The organism is Aeromonas sp. R7-2, from assembly GCF_040908105.1.
Classification (GTDB): domain Bacteria; phylum Pseudomonadota; class Gammaproteobacteria; order Enterobacterales; family Aeromonadaceae; genus Aeromonas; species Aeromonas caviae.
In genome coordinates this window covers 308,617-331,057 of record NZ_JBFODC010000020.1, presented here as the reverse complement: position 1 = coordinate 331,057, position 22,441 = coordinate 308,617, and the positions used below count along the sequence as shown (strand labels likewise).

Genomic DNA, 22,441 nt, shown 5'->3' with positions numbered 1-22,441 from the left:
TTCTGATTTTCCTGTCGCTCAATAGAGCAGGCTGTAGAGCTTGCGACGATAACTCTGCGCCGCCGGGTGCGCGCCCATGGTTGCCAGCACATCGAGATAGATCTTCTTGGCATCGCCAAAGGCGAGATCACGTTTGAGTATGGTGAACAACAGGGCCAATGCCTCTTCCTGTCGACCAACCTGGCTGTAGAGCACCGCCAGCTCCTGGGCGAGGGCATGATCATCCGGCTGTTCAGCGTGGCGCAGCTCCAGGGCGCGCAGCTCAGGGCTGTCGCTGGCCTGCAGCGCCAGTGAGAGGCGGGAGCTCAGGGTCTGGTAATGATCATCCTGTGCCACCATGGGGATGGTCGAGAGCAGGCTCTGCGCCTCGTCAAGGAGATTGAGATCCAGCGCCGCCTGTATCAGCCAGAGCGTGATGTCGTGACGCTCGGGGGCGAGGCGATGGGCCTGGCCAAGATGGGTGTGCGCCACATCGGCTTGCCCGTTCTCCAGCGCCTGCTTTGCCTGATCGAGCAGCAACTCCTCCTCTTTGGGGGCAAAGGCGGCGAAATACTGGCGCAATGTGGCTTCATCCTGCGGCCCTTCCAGAATGGCCTGCTCATCCGGACGTCCCTGATGGAACAGCACCAGCGCGGGCAGTGCGCGCAAGGCAAGCTGGCTGGCCAGAGGCTGCAACTGGGGGTCGTTCATGTCGACTTTGGCCAGGGTCACCGCCGCATTGGCCGGGCCGACCAGCGCTTCCACTTGCGGGGTCATGGCCTGGCACTCCGGCATCTGGGGCGCGTGGAAATAGATGACGACCGGCTTTTTCATGGACGCATCGAGCAATTCTGCGTGGAAGTTCTGGGGAGTGATGTCGACGATCATGAGTCTGACTCTCGAAAAATGGTGTGGATCAACATGGGGTCCAGCGGGGTGGAATTCAAGCGTGCGTCCAGCAGATGGGCATCGACCCGGCGGGTCGGGGCAGCCAGGCTGAGCCATCCGCTGCCCGTGGGCCAGTCACGGATTTCATAGTGGCGATTGTCGAGATGATTATTGAGCTGCCATGCCTGCTCCGGAAGGAAGCAGATCTTGTCGAGCCCGGCGGAAATACCATCGCCATGCGCCTTGAGCACAGCTTCCTTGCGAGACCATAGCCGATAGAAGGCCGAATGTTGCTCCTCTCGGGGCTGGGCGCTCAACCATTGGTATTCGCTTGGCGCATAGAAGCGTTTGGCCAGCGGCAGTATGGGGCGGTGACGCACTCCCATCTCGATGTCCACCCCAAGGGGGCCCTCCTCACAGAGGGCGATCACCAGCCACTCTCCGCTGTGGCTGAGGTTGAACTGCCAGCGATGACTGAGCAGTGTCGGTTTGCCATGCGCACCGATACCAAAAGTCAGGGCATCGGCCCGGCAATGGAGTCGCTCGGCCAGCAGGCGGCGCAGCAGCACCCGGCCGAGCAGGTACTCATGCTGGCGACCCGCCTGGTGGATCTCGTGCCAGTGACGGCGTTCATCCGGGGCGAGTTCGGATGCCAGCCTGATCACCAGGTCTGCATCAACGCTTGCCGTATTTAACAAATAGAGATCCGCAGATAGCATAATATTTCACTTAAAAATGGGGGTGAAATAGTGATAACAGTCCGTTTGATGCGCTCAAAACCGATGCTTTCAAGATTGTATATTGTTTGGGCATGATCACATAAATTGCGCTAAACAGAGCATTTCCTTGCAAAAATGTGAGGTCGATTGGGATTTTCGCTTGCCTCGATAGAATTCTTGGATATAGTCGGGTGCTGTTGCCTTATAAATTGCCCTTCGGGCTGCATTTTAACAAGTTTCACTCTTTTTGCGGGGATAAAGGATTGCGCCACCTGATGCTACTGCTGGTCGCGCTCGGAATGGTGGGTTGTGCATCGGCACCCCAACCCGAGGTCGCGAGCAAGATCGAGGTTTCCATGATGGAACCCGTGATTGAACCCGAAGTTTCACCAACCCCTGACGTCAACGAAATCCTGACCGTATACAAAGAGTGGCGCGGCGTTCCTTACCGGATGGGAGGCAGCAGCCAGCGAGGCATCGATTGCTCCGCCTTTGCCCGTGAAGTGTTCCGCAATGCCGTCGGCATCGAATTACCCCGTGATACCCGCTCCCAGGTCCATGAAGGCACCCGGGTTTCCAAACAGGATCTGGTCGAAGGAGACCTGGTCTTCTTCAAGATCAACCGCCGCCTCAATCACGTGGGCATCTATGTCGGCAATGGCGAATTCATCCATGCCTCCACCCGCGCCGGGGTGACACGCTCCAAGCTCGACAGCAGTTACTGGCGCAGCAAATTCTGGCAGGCACGCCGGATAGACATCTGAGTCAGGCTGGACAAACGGCTCGCAGTACGGACTGTTTTTCCAACCTCACTTGAACCGGGCCCTCAGGGCCCGGTTTTTTTATGACCCTCGTTTAGACTTTCCCTGGTCGACTCTCTATAGTGTGGCCCCCTTGATCCTCGGCAGGTCCAGCATGACACCCCAGCAGAAAACCGGATTGCACCCGCGCAATCGCCATCAGGCACCCTACGACTTCGACGCGCTCTGCCAGCGTACCCCGGCGTTGACGCCTTTCGTGTTCACCAACGAGCACGGCACCCGAACCCTGGACTTTGCCGATCCGGCCGCCGTCAAGACGCTCAACCGGGCATTGCTGGCACTGCACTATGGCATTGCGCATTGGGATCTGCCCCCCGGCTATCTCTGCCCGCCCATTCCGGGCCGGGTAGACTACCTGCATCGAGCCGCGGATCTGCTGGCCGAGAGCGCGGGATGCGTACCGACGGGCAAGCAGGTTCGAGTGCTGGATGTCGGTGTCGGGGCCAACTGCATCTATCCCTTGCTGGGCGCCCGGGAGTATGGCTGGCGCTTTGTGGGCTCAGACATCGATCCTGTGTCGGTGAAGGCGGCGACCCTGCTGGCCACCAGCAATGGATTGGGCAACCAGATCACCTGCCGTCATCAGGGTAACCCCAAGCATGTCTTTCGCGGGATCCTGGGGCCGAAGGAGCACTTTGCCCTGACTCTGTGCAACCCGCCGTTTCATGCTTCTCTGGCGGAAGCGAGCAAGGGGACGGAGCGCAAGCTGCGCAACCTGGGCAAGGGCCAGGCAGTGGCCGGGGCGCCCGTGCTCAATTTCGGCGGTCAGAAGGCCGAGCTCTGGTGCGAGGGGGGCGAGGCGGCGTTTCTGGCGGCCATGATAGAGCAGAGCAAGGAGTTTGCCAGCCAATGCCTCTGGTTCAGCTCGCTGGTGTCGAAAAAGGAAAATCTGCCGGCCGCCCGCAAGGCGCTGGTCAGGGTCGGTGCACGGGAAGTGCGGGTGCTCGAGATGGCGCAAGGCAACAAGGTGAGCCGGATCCTCGCCTGGAGTTTCCTGGACGATGGGCAGCGCAAGACCTGGTGGACAGCCCAGGGGAGATGATCGAGGACGGGGCTCAGTGGCGACACGGGCCCCGTCTCTTTTTCAGATCAGATGTTGATTCGTTTGCAGCCTTCCATTCAATCGTTTTCCTGCCCGTGTTTGCTCGCATGTTAGTGACCACTCTCGCGCCTGGTACAGGTGTACGCCGAGATTTTTTTGTACTTGCTGATGAAACTTTCATAAAATAGGACTGGTTAGACCTCTTTACAGGCTTTGAATCGAATAGGGATCGGTAAATGAAAGTTGTCGATTTTCTGAAACACAAGCGCGAAATTCTGGCGCAACACCCCTTTGAGCTCAAGGATTGGCTCTCTCCGGCGATCCGCGACTACTGGCGTGAGTTTCAGCAAAAGGCACACCTTCACCCCTTGCTGGGAAGAGTGCTGGATCTGCAGGGGGAGTCACAGGATGCCCGCCAGCAAGAGGCTGCCAGAGTCACCCAGGTCGCGAATGGCCAGCCTGCCCTGGCGCAGGATCCCGTGGTGGAGCTCGAAGGCGAAGCAGCGGCACTCTATGCCGAGTTGCAGACCCGCATCGGTGAAGAGACCCATGTAGGTGAGTGGTTGCAGGTCACCCAGGCGTTGATCAACCAGTTCGCGACCGTGACCGGCGATCATCAGTGGATCCACACCGATCCCGAGCGTGCGGCAGCCGAGTCTCCCTTCAAAACCACCATTGCCCACGGCTTCCTGACTCTGGCCCTGCTGCCCCAGTTGACCGGTTCGGTGGACGAGAGCACGCCGGAGTTCCCGACCGCTCGCATGGTGGTGAATTTCGGCCTGGAACAGGTCCGCTTCCCTTATCCTATCAAGGTGGACAGCAACATCCGCGCCCGTACCAAGCTGTCGCGTGTCACGCCCATCAAGGGAGGCATCGAGCTCCTCAAGGAGATCAAGATAGAGATCGAGGGGATCCGTCGCCCTGGCTGCGTCATCGAGTCGGTCACCCGGATCTATTTCTGACGCGCTCGTCTTGCACCCATGAACACAGGCCCACTTCGGTGGGCCTGTGTCGTTTCTGGCGGGTCAAAAACTCGCCCCCAGGGTGATGAGGTGACGCCACTCCTTCTCGCTCACATCCATGTTCAGGCCATGGTAGTCGAGCCAGGCATCGTCCCAATCCAGCTCGCTTGACCAAGAGAGACGCAAATGATCGCTGAAGTAATACCTGAGGCCCAGGCTGCCGCTGACGGACTGCTTTCTGGTCAGATAGGGGGATGGTTGGTCGACGAACCTTTCATAACTGCCCTTGCCAAACAGCTCGAACTTCTCTTCCCAGAGTGCCAAGGGCTGCCGGTAGTCCCAACCCAGGCTGACGAAGGGGTAATTGATGATTCTGTCGTCAAACAGGTCTGAGTTGCTCCACACCTCCGGCCTGAAATAGGCCCGCTCCAGGCCGAGCTGGCTGATGATCTCCAGCCGGCGTTGTCTGTCATTCCAGAAGCGGTATCCGGGACCGGAGGCATAGTCAATCTCCAGATAGCCTGCCTCGATCATGTTGTAATCGATGTCGACGGAAGATCGCAGGAACCAGTGATCGTCGAAGAAGAAGTCGAGCTTGGGTTTGAGCTTGTACTCGTGGCTGTCGGTGATGTTGTTCGCCGTTTCGTAGATGTACTCGCCATCTAGGCTGTAACGCCAGTCCAGATTGGCAAACTCGGTGGAGACCTTGAGATTGACGTTGTTGGTCTTCTTGGTGTTCTCCTTGAGCTTGATGTTGAGATCCCCGTTCCCCGTCAGCAGCCAGGCATTGGCCTCGTCAGGAGAGTCCAGCAGGGGGATCCCCGTCTTGGTGAGCGGCTTGGGTTTCTCCTGCTTGTCCAGACGCCAGCGCTTGATGGCGTGGCGCGGGACCGTCATGGCCTGGCTGTAGGCGGGCTTGATACGGATCTGCTCGTCCGTGATCTCCTCTATGGTCCCGCTCAGACGATCGCCGTTGCGCATCCAGAGGATGTCCGCCATCGCCGCGGAGCCAGGCAGCAGAAGCAACAGGCAAACCACATGACTGATTCTGTTCATGGTGGTCAGGCCTTCAGCCGCTCACGGGCTTGGGCAGCCCGCTCTTGTGCTCGAGCAGGGCGGTCACCCGGGCACTGTCGATGTCGGGGGCAGCGATGAACTGCTCGGCTTCGGGGGAGAGCACCAGCGGCGCCCCCTGTGCCATCTCCGCTTCGGTGCGGGAGAGGGGGGAGTGTACCTCCAGCCAGCGACGACCGTCGGGTTCCACCGCCATCTTGACCGGCTGGTTGATGACACGGACCGGGGTGCCGACGGGAACAAGACCAAACAGGGTTTCGATGTCATCCGGGCGCAGCCGGATACAACCCGCGCTGACTCGCAGACCGACCCCGAAATCCTTGTTGGTGCCGTGGATGAGGTAGTCCTTGTTGCCATAGCCAAGACGCATGGCGAACTTGCCGAGGGGATTGTCGGGGCCGGGGGGGACCACGGCGGGCAGATCGATCCCCTTCTGCTCCAGCCAGGACTTGCGGACCATGGGGCCGGGCACCCAGGTCGGGTTGGGATTTTTCGCAATGACGGTGGTGGTCATCTCCGGCGTCTCGCGGCCGATGTCACCGATCCCGATGGGCAGCACAATCACCTCCTGCTTGCCCTTGGGGAAGTAGTAGAGGCGAAGTTCAGGCAGGTTGATGACGATGCCTTCTCGCGGCACGTCGGGCAGCAGCATCTGGGTCGGCAGAGTGAGCCGGGTGCCCGGGGTGGGCAGATAGGGGTCTACGCCGGGATTGGCTTCGAGCAGTGCCAGAAAGCCTGTCCGGGTATGCTTGCCGACCAGTTCCAGATGATCGCCAGGCTGTACGATGTAATCTTCCAGGGCGCCGATGAGACGGCTGTCCGCTGGCGGCAGGGGATAGGTGTTGGACCAGACAGGTGCGGCCCAGAGGCTGGCGGCGGCCAGCAGCAGTGAGACGATACGAGTGTTGAGCATGGTTGTTCCTATCGGCTGGGGCGAGGGACGGGTTCCCTTCCAAAAAATGAGCAGAGATTGTCAACGAATCCCGCGGGGATTACCAGTCCGGCACCATGACTGCCGGGAGGGCGGTGGCGAGCGCGTCACAGGGTGTCACTGGCCCATCAGGCTCGCCGTATTCGCCCGCCCGGAACCGGGCACAAAGTGGAGGCCGTGAGTGGGGAGGCGCTGCCGGGTGAACGTCACTGGCGTTGGGAGGGGCGGGATCACCGGATGGCGGTTTTATCGCCAGTCGTCTGATCTGCAACGAGATTTACATTGATTTCCCGGCTAGGGTTGGGTCAATATGAGTGCCCGTGGAGAGATGCCGGAGTGGCCGAACGGGATTGACTCGAAATCAATTGTGGCAGCAATGCCACCCAGGGTTCGAATCCCTGTCTCTCCGCCATTTATTCCCCTCAAGCCCGCGCCCGTCGCGGGTTTGTCATTTCTACTGTCCATCCCCCGCCTCAGCCATCTCCCAATGTCTTTTCCGATTTGGGGCCTGTGGTCACGGGGTCGCGAAGTCTCACCCCATTCTCTCGAATGTCCATTCACCTGATTAGCCACTTGCCGGCCCAGACAGGTCTCCCGGGGTCATCACCAACATGGTGATGGGGCATGGGCCCGCACCTGCAGGGTCATCTGGCCGACCCCGCGAGCTCAGCCATCGCGATCCCCCTGATAGGCGCAGAAAGCCTGCGAGTAGATGTGTCCAGAGCTCGCTATTGGTGCTTGGTTTTCTATCCCGCAGCCATCATCAGAGCAACGTGTCTGCGGGTTGGAGACTCATGCCTTGCGGCTGGCGAGCTGGCGAAGGCGCTGGGTGCTCTGGTGCAGACTCTGGTGCTGCACCTCGTTCAGGGCGCAGTGCTTGAGCACGTACTCGGCGCTGGCCACCACCGTCTTCCAGCGCGGTGCCTTGGGCAGGGTGTCGAGGTTCAGGTACTTGTCGAGGGTGCGGGTCTGGGGACTGGAGCGGTCCATGTAGACCCGCCACAGCTTGCTCTTCTCCGCCAGCACTATCTTGCCCTTGCCGGTGCTCTGCTGCCAGGTCTCCAGGGTGAGACGCATGGTGTCCACCAGGGCGCGGCGCAGAGGTTCGTCATCCTGCTGGCGAATGAGGTCGTCCGCCAGCGACCTGAACTCCCCTCCCAGCCGGCTCAGTTCCCCCAGCAACTGGCCATCCTCGATGATGGCCTGGCGAGAGAGGCTCTTGAGGGCGTTCTCCAGTGCAGCCATGCGATTGTCGTCCTGGCGCGGTTCTGTGCCAAGGGTCAGCGCATAGGCGTGCTGCCCCCCCAGGTTGATGGGCAGGGCGCGGGCGTTGAGGGTGTCTCGCTGGCCCGCCACCAGGAAGTCCAGCTCCCGCTCCGGCTGCGCGGTCATGTCGGGCCACTGGCTTGCCAGCGGGGCGGCCAGCCACTCGTCCAGCATCTGCCCCTCCATGGCTTCCGGCTCCTGACCCAGCAGGCGCGCCAGGGCCCGGGAGGCAAACAGCACCCCTCCTTGCTCATCGAGGAAGACCATGGGGTCGGCCCCCTCGCCAAGCAGGGCGAGGAGCCGTTCCTGATCCTGGTGCAGTTGCTCCTGGAGCAGCAGACGGTGCTCTATCTCCTGTTTGAGCAGGCGGTTCTCCACCAGGGAGGCGCGCCCGGCGCTGGCCTCCAGCAGGGCTCTCACCCGGGCGAACAGCTCCTCCTTGCAGAAGGGTTTCACCAGATAGTCGTTGGCCCCGGCGTTGAAACCCTCTTCAATCTCCTTGGGCTGGTTGAGGGCGGTGAGCAGCAGCACCGGCAGCTTCTCCTTGGGGTGCTGCTGGCGCAGACGGCGGCAGACGTCGAAGCCCGAGAGGGTGGGCATCATCACGTCAAGCAGGATGAGATCCACCGGCTCCTGAGCCAGCTTGGTCAGGGCGTCGTGACCGTCGCTGCTGGGCAGGATGCGATAACCGCAGGGCTGCAGCAGGTGGCGCAGTATGTGCAAATTGATGGGCTCGTCATCCACCACCAGGATGACGGGGGCATCTTGCGGCGGGGGCGGCAGATCCTCGCTCTCCCAGTCCGGCAGGATGACGGGTTGCTGGCGCACCAGCTGGTGCTCTATCTGGCGGCTGTCGAGGGTCAGACTGCCCGCCTTGCCGCTGGCCAGCGGCAGGGTGAAGGCGAAGGTGGAGCCGACGCTCGGCTCGCTTTCCACGAACAGCTCCCCCCCCATCAGGTGCACCAGCTGGCGGGTGATGGAGAGACCGAGGCCTGCTCCCTGCTTGCTCACTTCCGGGCTCATCTGCACCAGGGGCTCGAAGATGTGCTCCAGATGGTCCCTGGCGATGCCGATGCCGGTGTCGGTCACCTTGATGCGCAGGAAGTTGCCCTCCACCAGGGCACTCAGCACCACCTTGCCCTGGGGGGTGTACTTGATGGCGTTGCCCACCAGGTTGTAGAGCACCTGTTCGAGGCGCTGCTCGTCCGCCAGCACAGGGGGCAGTTCGGCGGGGCTCTTGTCCACCAGGGTGAGGGGCTTGGCCTGCACGAGGTGCTGGCAGAGATCCAGCACCAGCCGGATGACCCCCTTGGAGGAGACCGGCTGGGGGTGGATCTCCAACTGGCCGTAGCGCATCTGGTGGTAGTCGAGCAAGTCGTCCACGAGGCGCGCCAGACCGTCGGCGCTCTTGATGATGAGGCCGAGCTGTTTCTGCTGCCCTTCGGTCAGGTCCTGCTGGCTGGCGAGCATGGACTCGGCCATCCCCTTGATGCCGTGGATGGGGGTGCGCAGCTCGTGGGAGGTGTTGGCCAGGAGCTCGTCTTTGAGCTTGTCCGCCTGTTGCAGGCTGAGGTTCTGCTTGTGGGTCAGCTTGACCTGCTGTTGCAGCTCCTGGGTCTGGCGTTCGATGAGCTCGATCTTGTCCTTCACCGAGCGCTGCATGTGGCGAAATGCCTGTGCCAGCCGGTCGATGTCATCGTCGGTGCGGGGGATGGTGATGGGGTGATCCAGGGCGCCGTCCGCCACCTGTTCGGCGGCGGCGGTGAGGGATCGCAGGGGCGCCGTGATGGAGTGGGAGAGCCAGCGGGAGAAGAGGATCAGCAGCAGCAGTGAGCCAGCTCCCAGCAGGATCACCAGGGTCTCGAGCTGGCGGATGGGGGCATAGGCCTCGCTGGTGGAGATCTCGGCGATGAAGGCCCACTCGGTATCGAACACCTTCACCTGGGTATAGGCGGCCAGCACCTCGTCATCGTGGTAGGAGAGGAAGGGGCCGACCCCCTGCTCCCCGGAGAGGGCCTTGATGATGAGGGGGGTCTGCAGCGGTCGGAAGTCGGGGCTGAAGCTGTTCTCCACGCTGAATTCGGGGGCGAGCCAGGCGTTGGCGCGCATCCGCTTGTCCGGGCCGATGAGAATGGTCTCGCCGGTTGCGCCGAGCCCCTCCCGCTCCGCCATGATCTGGTTGAGCTTGTCCGGCAGCAGCTCGAAGATGACCACGCCGCGCACATAGTCGTACTGCATCACGGGAGCGGCGAGGTAGGCGACCACCTGGCCGGTCAGCTCGTTGCGGCCAAAATCGGTGAACTCGAAGATCTGCTGGGGCTTCTGGCCGCCATCGAGGCGGCGCTTGATCTTGGCGAAGGTGTTGCCAAGACCGCTGGACTGGTAGGGTCCCGAGAGCAGGTTGGTGGCGAAGTTGGCCTGCTTGGTGACCGAGTAGACCACGTCACCGTTCAGATCCACCAGGAAGATGTCGCTGTAGTTGGACTTGCGCACCATGTCGGCGTACCCGCGATGGAAGCGCTGGTGGACGCGGCCATACATCTCGTCCGCCAGGATGAGGGCACTGATGGAGGGCTCTATCTCCACCTGACTGTCAGGTTGTTGCAGCTTGTCCCAGGAGCCCGGCACATAGCGGGCCTGGGCGCGGGCGCGGGCCTCCTGCGGCGTGGTGCCGAGCTTCTCGAAGGCACCGGTGAAACCGTAGAAGCGACCGATACTGTTGCCGGCAAAGTCCTGCTGGGAGAAGTTGATGATCTGCTCCTTGAGGTTGCCGAAGTAGTCTTGCAGCTGGTTTTTCTTGATGTTGCGCACCGAGACCAGATGGTTGGAGGTCTGGGTGGTGAGATCCTTGCCGTGGCTATAGAGGAAAAACAGGGTGACGACCAGGAAGGGCACCAGGCCCAACATGAAAAAAGCCAGCATCAGCTGCGGTCTGAGCCCCCGAGGCCTGAAGTTCCATTTCATCGCATGATTTTCAATTGAGAATCCAGTTACTAAGCGCGATGAGTTTCTGACTAAAGGCTAACTATTTCAATGGCTTTATCTTAAATTCGCTCGTCGGGTCACAGGGAGCGGGGGGATTTTCGACCAAGGCGTCTAAAGGGTGAGCAAATAGCACGGGAAAGGGCTCAAAGTGAGAAAAAAGGGTTGTGCCCGGGCTCGGGGTACGTATAATGCGCCTCGTTGTCAGGCAACTGGCACGCAAGCAGTCATGCGGGAATAGCTCAGTTGGTAGAGCACGACCTTGCCAAGGTCGGGGTCGCGAGTTCGAGTCTCGTTTCCCGCTCCAATACTCCATGGCACCAACCATGGACATCACTCTCAAGGCAATGCCTTGTCAGCATGGCGCGTTAGCAAAGCGGTTATGCAGCGGATTGCAAATCCGTTTAGTCCGGTTCGACTCCGGAACGTGCCTCCATCTTCTCCCTGTTTTCCATATCCCTGACGTTGTCCATCCGCCATGGCGGCCTAGGATGATGCTTCATTGCATGTCAGTCAGCCGTGAACAACCCTCCCGTTGCCACGTCTTGTGCAGATGCTGATCCATCTCGGCCAATGCCTCGCCCCTGGATCCGGACCTCTCTTCGCCCCCCTGTTCTGCCAGCGCGGCCATCTCCTTTATCAGCAAACCGCATTGCCACAGGCTGGCGGTGGGGACCCCGTGATAGGGGATGTCGATGGCATCGTCACGATTGAGCCGCCACTCCTGCCACTGGCTCCAGGCGAGCACGCCCAATGCCCCCAGCAGCGCTGCATCTGCAAGTTTCATCCTGTGTTCCCCCGTTCTGGTCCAGTCCTCGTTAACTCTGGAACAGGGGCCGCGTTTTGCCACCTTTGTTGTTTTTTAGTTAAAGAATGTAACCCGGTTTCATTTTTAGGCTTTTAGCCCCGTTTTTAATAAAAAAATGGCGCTGTCGGTGTAGTAATCCTACAATGATTGGCGTAATCTTTGTTCAGTGGTCTTACCAGTGAGGCGTTACATCATGTTTCATCCCTTCTCCCTGACTCAGATAATCCTTCGCCGCATCTTTGTCCTGATGGCGGGTCTGCTCGCCTTCCCGGTGATGCTGTTTCGCCGGGATCGCGCCCGTTTCTACAGTTACCTGCACCGCATCTGGAGCAAGACCAGCACCAAGCCGGTCTGGCTCAAGATGAGCGAGCGAGGGGAGCGGATCTTCTACTGATCCTCCCCGTGACGCCCGCTTCACCCGGCGCCAGACTGGCGTGGCAGGCAGGGCGCACCTCCCGATATAAAAAAACCGACACCCTGGTGTCGGTTTTTTTATGGGTCTCGAACCGCCACCGGCCTTGTATCCATGGCCGGTCCACGTTGTCTCTTGTCCCTGTGGGCGATCCTTTATGCGGCAAACGCCGGCGCACTCTCAGCCGCACTCTCAGCCGCATTCTCAGCCGCGCCCGTGCGACATGACGGGAGGAAGGGCTGGCGGTACTCAGGGCGCTGGCCCCAGGGTGGCCAGCGCCGCGCGCAGACGGGCGAGGCCGATGGGCTTGAACAGGCAGTCGTTCATGCCGGCGGCGAGGCAAAGCTCCCGCTCGCGAGGCTGGGCATGGGCGGTGAAGCCCCAGACGGGCAGGCCATGGCCAAGGGCACGCAGGCTGCGGGTCAGCTCGAAGCCGTCCATCACCGGCATCTGGCAGTCGGTGATGACCAGATCGAAGGGGTGGCTGGCGAGGGCGCGCAGGGCCTCCAGGCCATTGCTGCGCACACTGACGTCGTGTCCCAGGTGCTTGAGCTGCTGGCGCAGCAGGATCTGGTTGGCGTGATTGTCATCGACCACCAGGATATGCAGCCGATGGGGGAGGGGTTGAGCCTGGTGGGGCTGGGGCGCCGGCATTGCCGTGATCGGGGCGGGGGGTTGCAGAGCGAGCGTGAGGGGCAGCCTTATCTCGAGCCGGGTGCCTTCGCCGACCTGGCTGTGAACGGCTATCTCCCCCCCCATCATCTGGCACAGGATGCGGGCGATGTTGAGGCCCAGCCCGCTGCCGGGGAACTGGCCCTGGCCGTGGGCGCGATAGAAGGGGGTGAAGAGCCGGGGCAGCTTGTCCGCGGGAATGCCGGCTCCGGTGTCGGTGATGGTGAGGTGCAGCACAGGAGGCTGCTCGCCCCCGGTCAGGGTGGCGGTAATGGCGACCCGGCCCTGCTCGGTGAACTTGATGGCGTTGCCGATGAGATTGAAGAGGATCTGGCGCAGGCGAAGGGGATCGATCAGCACCCTTGGCATGGGGGTGTCGGGCAGCCTGACCTCATAGAGCAGCCCCTTCTGCTCGGCCATGCCCGCAAAGACCCGGGTGACGGACGAGAGCAGGGGAGCGAGATCGCAGGGGGTGGGAGTCAGGGTCATCTGGCCCGCCTCTATGGAGGCGATATCCAGGCTGTCCCCCAGCAGATCCAGCAGGCCGTTGGCGGAGTCGGCGGCGATGCGCAGCAGCTCGCCGCTGTGACGGCTGAGAGCGGGATCCTCGGTGGCCAGCTCCAGCATGCCGAGGATGGCGTTCATGGGGGTGCGGATCTCGTGGCTCATGGTGGCGAGGAAGTCGCTCTTGGCGCGGCTGGCGCTGTCGGCCTGCTGTTTGGCCTCGCGCAGCGCCTCTTCCAGCCGCTTGCGGTCCGTGATGTCTATCCAGCCGTCGATCACCCCGCTGATGGCCCCCTCCCCGTCGAAATAGGGCACCATCCAGTGATAGATGTCGCTCTGGGTTCCCCTGTGATGGAAGAGGCGATCCGCAAAGATGGGCTGCCCCTCCTGCAATACCCTGGCAAAGTCCTGCTCCAGCACGGCGATGTTGTCTGCATCGAGCACCCCTGACAGCCCCTGGGCGAAGGGCTGACCCAGGATGGCCTTTGGCTCGGCGCCGAGCTGGGTGAGGTATTTGCTGTTGCACAGCAGCACCTTGCCGCTCTTGTCCCGCACGACGATGGGGTGGGGCAGGCTCTCCCCCAGTGCCCGGATGAACCTGACATGGGCCTCCAGTTGCTGGCGGGAAGCCTGCTCGGCGCTGGCCATCCGCTTGAACATGCGGTTGCGATAGAGCAGCACCAGCGCCAGGGTGAGGAGCCCCACGAACACCAGGTAGACGATGTGGGCGTGGCGATCCATGAAGCCGGGCACAGGCAGTTTGCGGTTGCGCCACTCGTAACTCATCATGGCGAGCTCGTTGGGGGGGATGGCGAGGATGGTCTTGTCGAGGATCCCCATCAGCATCCCCTGTCCGGGCAGGCTGGCAAACCCCATCCGGATTGGTTCGTCATCGGCGGGGCCGGCGATGCGCAGCGGGCTCTGGGGATCATTGTCCAGCGCATGGCGGGCAAAATAGAGGGGCACGATGGCGGCATCCACCTGTCCCTGGGCGAGCACCTCCATCGCTTCTGCGGCACTCTCCACCTGGGTGATGCGGCTACCCTCCAGTCTCTGTGCGAGGGGCACATGGTGCGTCATCGCCACCGTCTTGCCCGCCAGACTCCGGAGGGTGTCGATCCCTTGTTCCTCCTGGCGGGTGAGGATCACATAGATGTTGTCGGTGGCGTAGGGCACCGAGGTGCGCAGCCCGTAGTGTTCGGCCACCTGCTGGGAGATGGCGCCGATGAGGTCGATGGCGCCTGACTGCATGGCTTTTGCCAGCTGACGCTCAGTGTCTGCCCGCACGAACTCGAAGGTGAGGCCGGTGCGTGTGCGGATCTTGTCCAGCATGTCCACCGTCATGCCGACCAGCTGGCCGTCATGATCCAGGGCGCCATAGGGGTAGAGGTTGTCCATCAGCCACACCCTGATGGGGGGCGCTTGCCGCATCCAGGCCCGCTCGGCGGCATCATAGAGATCGGCGCTTCGCTCGCTCATGTCGCGGATGGGCCCGTTCCACTGGGTGAAGAGGGTATTGCGCGCCCGGTCGTCGATGGCCGCCAGCCCCCGGTTGACCAGGCTGAGCAGGGCGGGCTCGGTGGCCGGGACGGCAAAGCGGAACTCGGCAGGCGCCAGCTCGGGCGGGGCCTCGCCCCGCTGGCGAAGGTTGTCGAAGCGCTCGCTGTTGAGGTAGTGGGTGGCGTGGGCATCCCCCAGCAGGATGTCGTCGCGGCCGAAGAAGACCGCATCGAACGCCTCCATGTTGGAGGGATAGGTCACCAGGGTGAGGGTGGGGTAGTAGCGGCCAAAGCGCGCCCTGTCTATCTGATCCCGGACGGCGGCCACCCGCTGTCCCGGTGTGAGCAGTGCCCCCCGATAACGTCTGGGCACGGAGAAGACGAGGGGGCTGCTGAAATAGGGGTTGCTCAGGCGGATCGCCCGGGTGTCACTGTCCGCCAGGGTGAGATTGCCGAGGCTGGCGAGGTGTATCTCCCCCCGTGCCAGGGCACGGAGCAGGTGCGCCTTGTCGGGGAAGGCGCTCAGGGCAACGGGTTTGTCCAGCATCCGGGCCAGCAGGTCGATGTAGTCGGCACTGAGGCCCTCGACGCGCTGGCGAGCGATCATGGTGAAGGGGCGGTAGTCCTCTTGCAGGATGCCGACCCGCAGTTGGGACTGCTGGCGCAGCCATCCGAGCTCCGCCTCCGACCAGCGGGGAGGCAGCGGGGCGGGATCGTAGCGGCTGTGCAGGGTCAGGGCCTGCACAGGTTGAAGGCAGAGCAGACAGAGCAGGATCAGTGTTCGATATAGGTTCATCTAGCCACCCGACGCGACAGCCATCCCTGCCAAGCCTCATCCAATGGCCGCCATTCTACCGGAAAATGGCTATAACGAGTCCGCTATTTCTCCACGCGCGTCGGCGGTAGCACGGCAAGCAGGGCGGCCTGGCCGCCCCGCCCTCAACCGAACTGGTAGGCCCCCATGTAGAGGCTGCCGTAATCCCAGCTGTCGTGCAGCTTTCGGGGTCTGTCGGCCCCCGCCGCGCCGAGCGCCACAAACAGGGGGCGCAGGTGATCGTCGTGGGGATGGGATTCCACCGCGCCCGGCGCCCGGGCCCGGTAATCTTCCAGCGCCCCCCTGTCTCCCTCTGCCATGGTCTGCTCCAGCCAGCGGGCAAACTGGCTCGCCCACTGGGGAACCGGCGAGCCGTCCGGCCCGAGGGCACGCAGGTTGTGGGTGATGGCGCCGGAGGCGAGGATGCCGATCCCTTGCTCGCGCAGCCCCTGCAATGCCTCCCCCAGTTGCCACAGCTGGGCCGGGGTGAAGCTGGCCGGGATGGCGATCTGCACCAGGGGGAGTTCACTGTCCGGATCCATCAGGGAGAGGGGGGACCAGACCCCGTGATCCAGCTCGCGGCGTACCGGGGTGGCGGGCAGGCCGGCCAGCAGCAGCTGATCGCTCACCGCTTCCTGCAACCATTGCGGGCTCGTCGCGGGCCAGCGGATCTGGTAGAGGGGCTCGGGGAAGCCGTAGAAGTCGTACATCAGGGCCGGGCTGGGCTCGACGTTGATCTGCAGCTCGCTTCGGCTGAACCAGTGGGCCGAGATCACCACCAGCCCTCTGGCACCCTCGAGGCGCAGTTGCTTCAGGAACCGGGTCGCGGGCTGATCGCGCAGGACCAGATCCGGGGCGCCGTGGGAGATGAACCAGACAGGGGCGATAGACATGACAGACTCCATATGCGTTGTGCCGATGCGCGCGGCGCACCGACAACCCGAGGCCAGGGCGACATGCCGCTGACGATGTGGTCATTATCTGCCCCTATTGATGGGTTAACAATCAGGCTTTATGGATAAGCACTCTTCAATATTGGTTGATAATCTGGCATCAGGGCGAGGGAGAGCGGGGCAGAAACGACAACGCCGGCGCAGTGCGCCGGCGTTGTGATCAGGGTCCGTCGGACGTGGCCTCTGACGGGATGCCCCGCAGCGCCACCGCCAAGATCAACGCGGGCCCCGGGCGGGTTTATTGAATGCCCAGCAGCTCCACGTCGAAGATGAGGACTGAGCCCGGCGGGATCTTGCCGGCGGCGCGATCGCCATAGGCCAGGTTGGCGGGGATGTAGAAGCGGGTCTTCTCCCCTTCCACCATCAGTTGCACCCCTTCGGTCCACCCCTTGATCACCTGGTTGAGGCCGAACTCGATGGGTTCGCCACGGGCGACGGAGCTGTCGAACACGGTGCCGTCCAGCAGCTTGCCCTCGTAGTGCACCTTCACCTTGCTGGTGGCGGTGGGGTGAACGGTACCGGTGCCCGGGGTCAGCACTTCGTACTGCAGGCCGGAGGCGGTGGTGGTCACCAGGGGTTTTTCCTGGTTGCTGGCGAGGAACTCGGCCCCCTTGCGCACGTTCTCTTCCGCCAGCTTCCGGTTGTTGCTGCTGGAGTAGAAGTAGTAGGCGGCGCCGGCGATAAGAAGGGCTATCAGAATGAATTTCATCGGGTTTTCCTGTTCCTTGAAATCAGAGTGCAATGAAGGGGCATCTTATCCCAGCCGGGGAGGGAGGGCGAGGGGGGATGCTGGAGGATGTGACCGGACGGGCAAGGCACCGGGGGCATGATGCCCCCGGTTCGGATTTACTTGACGGCCACCATCATCAGGGCGGGCAGGGCGAAGAAGAGCCCGGCCACGTAACCCAGCGCCAGCAGCTTGTTCTCGCTGCCGACCCGGGCCAGGGCTTCGGCGGCCTTGATGGGCAGCTCCCGCAGGAAGGGTACCCCGTAGATGAGCACCACGGCGAAGAGGTTGAACAGCACGTGGACCAGGGCGATGGTCAGGGCGAGCTGGGCACCGGCACCGCTGATGGCGGTGGCGGCCAGCAGGGCGGTGATGGTGGTGCCGATGTTGGCCCCCAGGGTGAAGGGATAGAGTTGGCGGGTGCTGAACACGCCGCCTCCCGCCAGGGGGATCATCAGGCTGGTGGTGGTGGAGGAGGACTGCACCATCACGGTGACCAGGGTGCCGGAGGCGATGCCGGTGAGCGGGCCACGGCCCAGGGCCTTGTGCAGCAGCTCCTTGGCACGGCCCACCATGACCTGTTGCAGCACCTTGCCAAGGGCGGTGACGCAGAACAGGATGAGCAGAATCCCGATGAGAATGGTGGCGATGGCGCCCCCCTTGCCCGGCAGGAAGGCGACGGCACCGTCGATGAGATCCAGGGACGGGGAGATGAGGGGCTTCATGAAATCCATCCCCTTCATCGACATGTCGGCGGAGCCCAGCAGCAGGCTGGCAATCCCTTCCGCACTCTTTTGCAGCAGACCGAACATCAGCTCCAGGGGCAGGAAGATGAAGACCGCCAGCAGGTTGAAGAAGTCGTGCACGGTGGCGGCGGCGAAGGCGCGGCGGAACTCGCCTCTGTCCCGGATGTGCCCCAGGGAGACGATGGTGTTGGTGATGGTGGTGCCGAGGTTGGCCCCCATCACCATGGGGATGGCCATGGCCATGGGCAGGCCCCCTGCCACCAGGCCGACGATCACCGAGGTGACGGTGCTGGAGGATTGCACCAGGGCGGTGGCCAGGATGCCGAGCAGCAGCGCGACGAAGGGGTTGTTGGCAAAGGCGAAGATCTGGGCCGCGCCCTCGGCGCCGCCGGAGAAGCCCTTGAAGCCGTGGGAGACGGCGCCAACGGCGACCAGGATCAGGTAGATCAGCGTGATCACCGCGAGCCAGTTGAACAGGGGGCCGGGACGACGGATCTGCTGGGGTGCGGAAGATGCGGTGCTGTGCATATGGCCTCTTGGGGTCGTTCTGCGTTGAAAATGGACGGGCGCATTACAACAAGGCTCCATGACAGAAATATGACAACGTGACACTTTTATGATGCTTTGGTGACAGGGCGGCAGGGGGCGTCGCAGACAAAAGGTGTCGGAGCAAACGCCGATATGACGCCATCCGGCTCATCACCGGCCCCTGCCCTTGCACTGGGATCCCAGGGTTATATGCTGCCGGACTTTCCTGTCTTGAAACTGAGGAAGTGATGATGCGTGCATGGGTTTTGTGCCTCTCCCTGGGTCTGCTGTCTGCCGGTGCGCAGGCCAGCGTGTTCAAGTCCGAGTGCAACCTCGACAAGGCGGTCAGGAACGAGGCGATGAACGCCACCCTGGGGGTCAAGGGCAACTGCGATGCCGACAAGCTGGTGCGCAAGCAGAAGGAGAAGGCCAATGCCGAGGTGAAGAAACACACCACGGACGTGCTGGACAAGAAGACGGCGGGACTGAAAGAGACCAGGCAGCACACCAATGCGGCCCTGAACAAGCAGAGAGCCGGTGTGAAGCAGGCGCAGGACAAGGTCAACCAGACCCGCAAGGATGTCAACGCCGTGGCCAGGGATCCGGTCAAGGCGGCCGCCACGGCCGTGCTCAATCAGGGGTGAGGGTCCGCGCACCGGACGTCTGAATGCAAGAAGGGGAGCCATGGGCTCCCCTTCTGTTTGGGCGTGTGTGCCGCCTTACTGGCCGTCGGCCGCTTCCTCGTACTGACGGAAGGGGATGCGGAACACGGCGAGGCGCAGGAAGAGGTAGGTGACCCCGATCCCCGCCCAGATGAGGCCAAGCTCCAGGGAGCTCTGCTCCAGGTTGATCCAGAGGGCGCCGATGGTGGCGGCCCCCAGCAGCGGCAGCACCAGGAACAGCAGGTGCTCCTTGAGGCTCTTGTTGCGCTTCTCGCGCACCCAGAACTGGCCGATCACCGAGAGGTTGACGAAGGTGAAGGCCACCAGGGCGCCGAAGTTCACCAGGGCCAGGGCCATGTCCAGATCGAAGGAGACCGCGGAGAGGGCCAGGGCCCCCACCAGCAGCACGTTGATGGCCGGGGTGCGCCAGGTGGGGTGGATATAGCCGAACACCCGCTCCGGGATCATGCGATCGCGCCCCATCACGTAGAGGATGCGCGACACGCCGGCGTGGGCCGCCATGCCGGAGGCGAGCACGGCCGCAGTGGTGCACACCAGCACCACGCTCTGGAACAGGGTGCCACCCACGTAGAGGGCGATCTCCGGCAGCACGGCGTCCGGCTCCTTGAAGCGGGCCAGATCCGGGAAGAAGAGCTGCAGGCTGTAGGAGACGGTGACGAAGATGATGCCGCCGATGAGGGCCGTCAGCACGATGGCACGGGGGATCACCTTGCCGGCATTCGGGGTCTCTTCGGAGAGGGAGCTCAGGCCGTCGAAGCCCAGGAACGAGAAGCAGAGGATGGTGGCGCCGGTGAACAGCGGCAGCATGCTGGCAGACTCCACATGGAACGGACGGCTGCTCATCAGGGTGCCGGCCCCTTCACCGTGACTCAGGCCCCAGGCGATGAGGCCGAGGAAGGTGACGATGATGGCGATCTGGATGAAGACGATGAAGCCGTTGAGGTTCGCCACCAGCTTGATGCCGCGCAGGTTCAGGAAGGTCATCACGGTCACCAGACCGAAGATGAAGATCCAGGGCTCCACGGTGGGGAACATGGCGGTCAGGTAGATCTTGGCCAGCAGGATGTTGATCATCGGCATGAACATGTAGTCCAGCAGGGAAGACCAGCCCACCATGAAGCCCACATAGGGGTGAAACACCTTCTGGGCATAGGTGTAGGCGGAGCCTGCGGACGGGAAGCGGCGCACCAGGTGGCCGTAGCTGAACGCGGTCAGCAGGATGCCGCCGAGCGCCAGCAGGTAGGCGGTGGCCACGCGACCATCCGTGATGTCACCGACGATGGCGAAGGTATCGAATACCGCCATGGGCGTGAGGTAAGCCAGACCCATCACCACGACCTGGAACAGGGTGAGGGTCTTGAGCAGCTTGGCACCGGCCATCACGCTTTCTCCTCTGCACAGGCCCCGTGGGCGAGATGGGACGGGATCAGGGACGCGGGAACGCGTCGCTGGACACAGGGGGCGCCCATCTGTGGCACAGATGCGTGGCGCACGCCGGCGGGGACCGGCAGGAAAGCAGTGAAATGCCCCATGTTTTTCCTCACAACGTCGGGAGATTGCTTGGCAATCTGGGTATCAATTCCGGCACATGGCCGGCCTCTTGGTGAATGGTGGTGTGCCCCAGAAAAGCAAAGAACCGATGTTGTTGAAACATCGGCTCTCAAGGGGCGCCGTATTGTGCCCTCAGGGGGGGGAGGAGACAAGCGAAAAAGGCCGCCAGCGGGGAATTTGTTCCCCCCGTGAGCGATCACTTCGCTACCGCTGCCGGAAAGTCGATGACAACCTTGTCATCAGCTGGCGCCCTGCTTTGCCGCCATGTGAAACCGGCGCCCTGGGGGCGCCGGTTTCGCTCAGGAGGCGTCCTGCTCGGGGCGGCCGAGGCGGACCCGGAACACGGTGAAGCGCAGCAGCAGGTAGATGGCACCGAGGGCGGCCCAGATCAGCCCCAGCTCGAAGGAGGCGGGCTCCAGGTTGAGCCAGAGCACCCCGATGCAGGCGGCGCCGCACAGGGGCAGGGCGAGGAACAGCAGGTGATCCTTCAGGGTCTTGTTGTGACCCAGCCTGAGATAGAAGTGGGCAATCACCGCCAGGTTGACGAAGGTGAAGGCCACCAGGGCGCCGAAGTTGATGAGCGCCAGCGCCATCTCCAGATCGAAGGCCACCGCCGAGAGGGCCAGCATGCCCACCAGCAGCACGTTGAGAGCCGGGGTCTGCCAGGTGGGGTGGATGTAGCCGAAGACGCGGCTCGGCAGGGCGCGATCCCGGCCCATCACGTAGAGCAGGCGCGATACCCCGGCGTGGGAGGCGAGCCCCGAGGCGAGCACCGCCACCGTGGTGCAGACCAGCACCACCGCCTGGAACAGCTTGCCGCCCACATAGAGGGCGATCTCCGGCAGCACCGCATCCGGCTGCTGGAAGCGGGAGATGTCCGGGAAGAAGAGCTGCAGGAAGTAGGAGACGGAGATGAAGAGCACGCCGCCGATGAGGGCGGTGAGCACGATGGCCCGGGGGATCACCCGATCCGCGTTCGGGGTCTCCTCCGACAGGGTGGTGATGGCGTCAAACCCGAGGAACGACAGGCAGAGGATGGAGGCGCCGGTCAGCAGGGGATTGATGTGCATCTGCTCGGAGAAGAAGGGGCGGCTGCTCGCCACCGTGCCGAGCCCCTCGCCGTGGCTCACGCCCCAGGCGATGAGGCCGATGAAGACGGCGATGATGCTGAACTGCATGATGACGATCAGGCTGTTGAAGTTCGCCACCAGCTTGATGCCCCGCAGGTTCAGGAAGGTCATGACGGCGGCCAGGGCCAGGATGTAGGTCCAGGGGGCCACGCCGGGGAAGAGGGCCTCCATGTAGATCTTGGCCAGCAGCATGTTGATCATGGGCATGAACATGTAGTCGAGCAGGGAGACCCAGCCCACCATGAAACCCACATAGGGGTGGAACACCTTCTGGGCATAGGTGTAGGCGGAGCCTGCCGAGGGGAACTTGCGCACCAGGTGGCCGTAGCTCATGGCGGTGAACAGCATGCCGATGAGGGCGAGCAGGTAGGCGGTCGGCACATGACCTTCGGTGATCTCGGTGACGATGCCGAAGGTGTCGAACACCGCCATGGGGGTGAGATAGGCCAGCCCCATGATGACCACGTGCCAGAGTTTCAGGCTTTTTTTCAGACCGGCGGGGTGCGGGTGCATCAGGCGATCCCCCGCAGGCTGGCTGACGGGATCAGGCTGACGGTGAGGTCATCCTGCACGGTGGGGGCGCCAGTCCGGGATGCGGACGGATGGCGCAGACCGGCGCGGGCCGGCAGGAAAGCGATGATATGCCCCATGGAGTTCCTCACTAAGAAGCGGGTGTCGTGAGATGGCGTGCCACCTCGTTATCATTTCCGGTCTGTTCCGGCCTCGTTATGGATTTGTTTGGCGCAAAAA

The 22,441-nt window shown here is 62.7% G+C and carries 18 protein-coding genes and 3 tRNA genes; 8 read left to right on the top strand and 13 right to left on the bottom strand.

The genetic code is table 11. From position 1 onward, the window contains the following. Window positions 1-18 precede the first annotated feature (18 nt). Both AB5Y47_RS06875 and AB5Y47_RS06870 read right to left on the bottom strand, forming a co-directional pair. Complete coding sequence (locus AB5Y47_RS06875) at window positions 19-867, bottom strand: tetratricopeptide repeat protein (RefSeq protein WP_041214740.1); 849 nt, start codon at window positions 865-867, stop codon at window positions 19-21. Further along, entirely contained in the window at window positions 864-1,586 is a 723-nt protein-coding gene (locus AB5Y47_RS06870; RefSeq protein ID WP_043152441.1) for a 4'-phosphopantetheinyl transferase superfamily protein, read from the bottom strand. The genes AB5Y47_RS06875 and AB5Y47_RS06870 overlap by 4 nt, the downstream gene beginning before the upstream one ends. A gap of 275 nt (window positions 1,587-1,861) precedes the next feature. Between AB5Y47_RS06870 and AB5Y47_RS06865 the strand changes: the two genes are divergently transcribed. From AB5Y47_RS06865 to AB5Y47_RS06855, 3 genes are all read left to right on the top strand, one after another. Beyond that, on the top strand, window positions 1,862-2,350 hold the full coding sequence (locus AB5Y47_RS06865; protein WP_039039319.1) for a C40 family peptidase: 489 nt from the start codon (window positions 1,862-1,864) through the stop codon (window positions 2,348-2,350). 151 nt (window positions 2,351-2,501) lie between these two features. Beyond that, the gene (gene rlmF / locus AB5Y47_RS06860) at window positions 2,502-3,449 is read left to right on the top strand and encodes a 23S rRNA (adenine(1618)-N(6))-methyltransferase RlmF (protein ID WP_043152443.1); all 948 of its coding nucleotides are present in this window, start codon (window positions 2,502-2,504) and stop codon (window positions 3,447-3,449) included. Window positions 3,450-3,685: 236 nt separating this feature from the next. Beyond that, complete coding sequence (locus AB5Y47_RS06855; protein WP_010673529.1) at window positions 3,686-4,411, top strand: MaoC family dehydratase; 726 nt, start codon at window positions 3,686-3,688, stop codon at window positions 4,409-4,411. 63 nt (window positions 4,412-4,474) lie between these two features. On the opposite strand, the gene AB5Y47_RS06850 is transcribed toward AB5Y47_RS06855, so the two are convergent. After that, the gene (locus AB5Y47_RS06850; RefSeq protein ID WP_182958787.1) at window positions 4,475-5,458 is read right to left on the bottom strand and encodes a DUF481 domain-containing protein; all 984 of its coding nucleotides are present in this window, start codon (window positions 5,456-5,458) and stop codon (window positions 4,475-4,477) included. Between the two features lie 22 nt (window positions 5,459-5,480). Continuing rightward, window positions 5,481-6,398: a L,D-transpeptidase family protein gene (locus AB5Y47_RS06845; protein WP_043152447.1), complete on the bottom strand. Its 918-nt coding sequence runs from the start codon at window positions 6,396-6,398 to the stop codon at window positions 5,481-5,483. Window positions 6,399-6,738: 340 nt separating this feature from the next. Here AB5Y47_RS06845 and AB5Y47_RS06840 point away from each other — a divergent pair. Further along, window positions 6,739-6,828: transfer RNA gene (locus AB5Y47_RS06840), tRNA-Ser, on the top strand. A 380-nt stretch (window positions 6,829-7,208) separates the two neighbouring features. Here the strand turns inward: AB5Y47_RS06840 and AB5Y47_RS06835 are convergent. Beyond that, window positions 7,209-10,646 (bottom strand): ATP-binding protein, encoded by a 3,438-nt coding sequence (locus AB5Y47_RS06835; protein WP_010673541.1) that lies wholly within the window; start codon window positions 10,644-10,646, stop codon window positions 7,209-7,211. 249 nt (window positions 10,647-10,895) lie between these two features. Here AB5Y47_RS06835 and AB5Y47_RS06830 point away from each other — a divergent pair. Together AB5Y47_RS06830 and AB5Y47_RS06825 are read left to right on the top strand one after the other, a co-directional pair. Continuing rightward, window positions 10,896-10,971 (top strand) — tRNA-Gly (locus AB5Y47_RS06830). Window positions 10,972-11,026: 55 nt separating this feature from the next. Then, window positions 11,027-11,100, top strand: a tRNA-Cys gene (locus tag AB5Y47_RS06825). Between the two features lie 63 nt (window positions 11,101-11,163). On the opposite strand, the gene AB5Y47_RS06820 is transcribed toward AB5Y47_RS06825, so the two are convergent. Next, window positions 11,164-11,451, bottom strand: coding sequence for a hypothetical protein (locus tag AB5Y47_RS06820; RefSeq protein ID WP_010673542.1), 288 nt, complete (start codon window positions 11,449-11,451; stop codon window positions 11,164-11,166). 214 nt (window positions 11,452-11,665) lie between these two features. Between AB5Y47_RS06820 and AB5Y47_RS06815 the strand changes: the two genes are divergently transcribed. After that, window positions 11,666-11,866, top strand: coding sequence for a YbfA family protein (locus tag AB5Y47_RS06815; RefSeq protein ID WP_010673543.1), 201 nt, complete (start codon window positions 11,666-11,668; stop codon window positions 11,864-11,866). Window positions 11,867-12,133: 267 nt separating this feature from the next. On the opposite strand, the gene AB5Y47_RS06810 is transcribed toward AB5Y47_RS06815, so the two are convergent. From AB5Y47_RS06810 to AB5Y47_RS06795, 4 genes are all read right to left on the bottom strand, one after another. Next, a complete protein-coding gene (locus AB5Y47_RS06810; protein WP_368220048.1) occupies window positions 12,134-15,355 on the bottom strand; it encodes a transporter substrate-binding domain-containing protein in 3,222 nt (1,073 codons plus the stop codon). A gap of 143 nt (window positions 15,356-15,498) precedes the next feature. Beyond that, the gene (locus tag AB5Y47_RS06805) at window positions 15,499-16,266 is read right to left on the bottom strand and encodes a class III extradiol ring-cleavage dioxygenase (protein WP_041213317.1); all 768 of its coding nucleotides are present in this window, start codon (window positions 16,264-16,266) and stop codon (window positions 15,499-15,501) included. A 298-nt stretch (window positions 16,267-16,564) separates the two neighbouring features. Continuing rightward, on the bottom strand, window positions 16,565-17,035 hold the full coding sequence (locus tag AB5Y47_RS06800; RefSeq protein ID WP_010673545.1) for an FKBP-type peptidyl-prolyl cis-trans isomerase: 471 nt from the start codon (window positions 17,033-17,035) through the stop codon (window positions 16,565-16,567). Between the two features lie 137 nt (window positions 17,036-17,172). Beyond that, complete coding sequence (locus AB5Y47_RS06795; protein WP_042881131.1) at window positions 17,173-18,327, bottom strand: Na/Pi symporter; 1,155 nt, start codon at window positions 18,325-18,327, stop codon at window positions 17,173-17,175. 251 nt (window positions 18,328-18,578) lie between these two features. On the opposite strand from AB5Y47_RS06795, the gene AB5Y47_RS06790 reads away from it, so the two are divergent. Further along, complete coding sequence (locus AB5Y47_RS06790) at window positions 18,579-18,971, top strand: hypothetical protein (protein ID WP_319895795.1); 393 nt, start codon at window positions 18,579-18,581, stop codon at window positions 18,969-18,971. 75 nt (window positions 18,972-19,046) lie between these two features. Here AB5Y47_RS06790 and AB5Y47_RS06785 read toward each other — a convergent pair whose 3' ends face one another. From AB5Y47_RS06785 to AB5Y47_RS06775, 3 genes are all read right to left on the bottom strand, one after another. After that, a complete protein-coding gene (locus AB5Y47_RS06785) occupies window positions 19,047-20,390 on the bottom strand; it encodes an APC family permease (protein ID WP_039039328.1) in 1,344 nt (447 codons plus the stop codon). A gap of 470 nt (window positions 20,391-20,860) precedes the next feature. Next, window positions 20,861-22,204 (bottom strand): APC family permease, encoded by a 1,344-nt coding sequence (locus AB5Y47_RS06780; protein ID WP_324042228.1) that lies wholly within the window; start codon window positions 22,202-22,204, stop codon window positions 20,861-20,863. Continuing rightward, a complete protein-coding gene (locus AB5Y47_RS06775; RefSeq protein ID WP_164882979.1) occupies window positions 22,204-22,341 on the bottom strand; it encodes a hypothetical protein in 138 nt (45 codons plus the stop codon). The genes AB5Y47_RS06780 and AB5Y47_RS06775 overlap by 1 nt, the downstream gene beginning before the upstream one ends. Between the last annotated feature and the right edge of the window lie 100 nt (window positions 22,342-22,441).

What these genes read in the sequence shown, in the direction of transcription:
- AB5Y47_RS06875 (WP_041214740.1), bottom strand. Translation starts at nt 867, where the DNA reads ATGATCGTCGACATCACTCCCCAGAACTTCCACGCAGAATTGCTCGAT.
- AB5Y47_RS06870 (WP_043152441.1), bottom strand. Translation starts at nt 1,586, where the DNA reads ATGCTATCTGCGGATCTCTATTTGTTAAATACGGCAAGCGTTGATGCA.
- AB5Y47_RS06865 (WP_039039319.1), top strand. Translation starts at nt 1,862, where the DNA reads ATGCTACTGCTGGTCGCGCTCGGAATGGTGGGTTGTGCATCGGCACCC.
- rlmF (WP_043152443.1), top strand. Translation starts at nt 2,502, where the DNA reads ATGACACCCCAGCAGAAAACCGGATTGCACCCGCGCAATCGCCATCAG.
- AB5Y47_RS06855 (WP_010673529.1), top strand. Translation starts at nt 3,686, where the DNA reads ATGAAAGTTGTCGATTTTCTGAAACACAAGCGCGAAATTCTGGCGCAA.
- AB5Y47_RS06845 (WP_043152447.1), bottom strand. Translation starts at nt 6,398, where the DNA reads ATGCTCAACACTCGTATCGTCTCACTGCTGCTGGCCGCCGCCAGCCTC.
- AB5Y47_RS06835 (WP_010673541.1), bottom strand. Translation starts at nt 10,646, where the DNA reads ATGAAATGGAACTTCAGGCCTCGGGGGCTCAGACCGCAGCTGATGCTG.
- AB5Y47_RS06820 (WP_010673542.1), bottom strand. Translation starts at nt 11,451, where the DNA reads ATGAAACTTGCAGATGCAGCGCTGCTGGGGGCATTGGGCGTGCTCGCC.
- AB5Y47_RS06815 (WP_010673543.1), top strand. Translation starts at nt 11,666, where the DNA reads ATGTTTCATCCCTTCTCCCTGACTCAGATAATCCTTCGCCGCATCTTT.
- AB5Y47_RS06810 (WP_368220048.1), bottom strand. Translation starts at nt 15,355, where the DNA reads ATGAACCTATATCGAACACTGATCCTGCTCTGTCTGCTCTGCCTTCAA.
- AB5Y47_RS06805 (WP_041213317.1), bottom strand. Translation starts at nt 16,266, where the DNA reads ATGTCTATCGCCCCTGTCTGGTTCATCTCCCACGGCGCCCCGGATCTG.
- AB5Y47_RS06800 (WP_010673545.1), bottom strand. Translation starts at nt 17,035, where the DNA reads ATGAAATTCATTCTGATAGCCCTTCTTATCGCCGGCGCCGCCTACTAC.
- AB5Y47_RS06795 (WP_042881131.1), bottom strand. Translation starts at nt 18,327, where the DNA reads ATGCACAGCACCGCATCTTCCGCACCCCAGCAGATCCGTCGTCCCGGC.
- AB5Y47_RS06790 (WP_319895795.1), top strand. Translation starts at nt 18,579, where the DNA reads ATGCGTGCATGGGTTTTGTGCCTCTCCCTGGGTCTGCTGTCTGCCGGT.
- AB5Y47_RS06785 (WP_039039328.1), bottom strand. Translation starts at nt 20,390, where the DNA reads ATGGCCGGTGCCAAGCTGCTCAAGACCCTCACCCTGTTCCAGGTCGTG.
- AB5Y47_RS06780 (WP_324042228.1), bottom strand. Translation starts at nt 22,204, where the DNA reads ATGCACCCGCACCCCGCCGGTCTGAAAAAAAGCCTGAAACTCTGGCAC.
- AB5Y47_RS06775 (WP_164882979.1), bottom strand. Translation starts at nt 22,341, where the DNA reads ATGGGGCATATCATCGCTTTCCTGCCGGCCCGCGCCGGTCTGCGCCAT.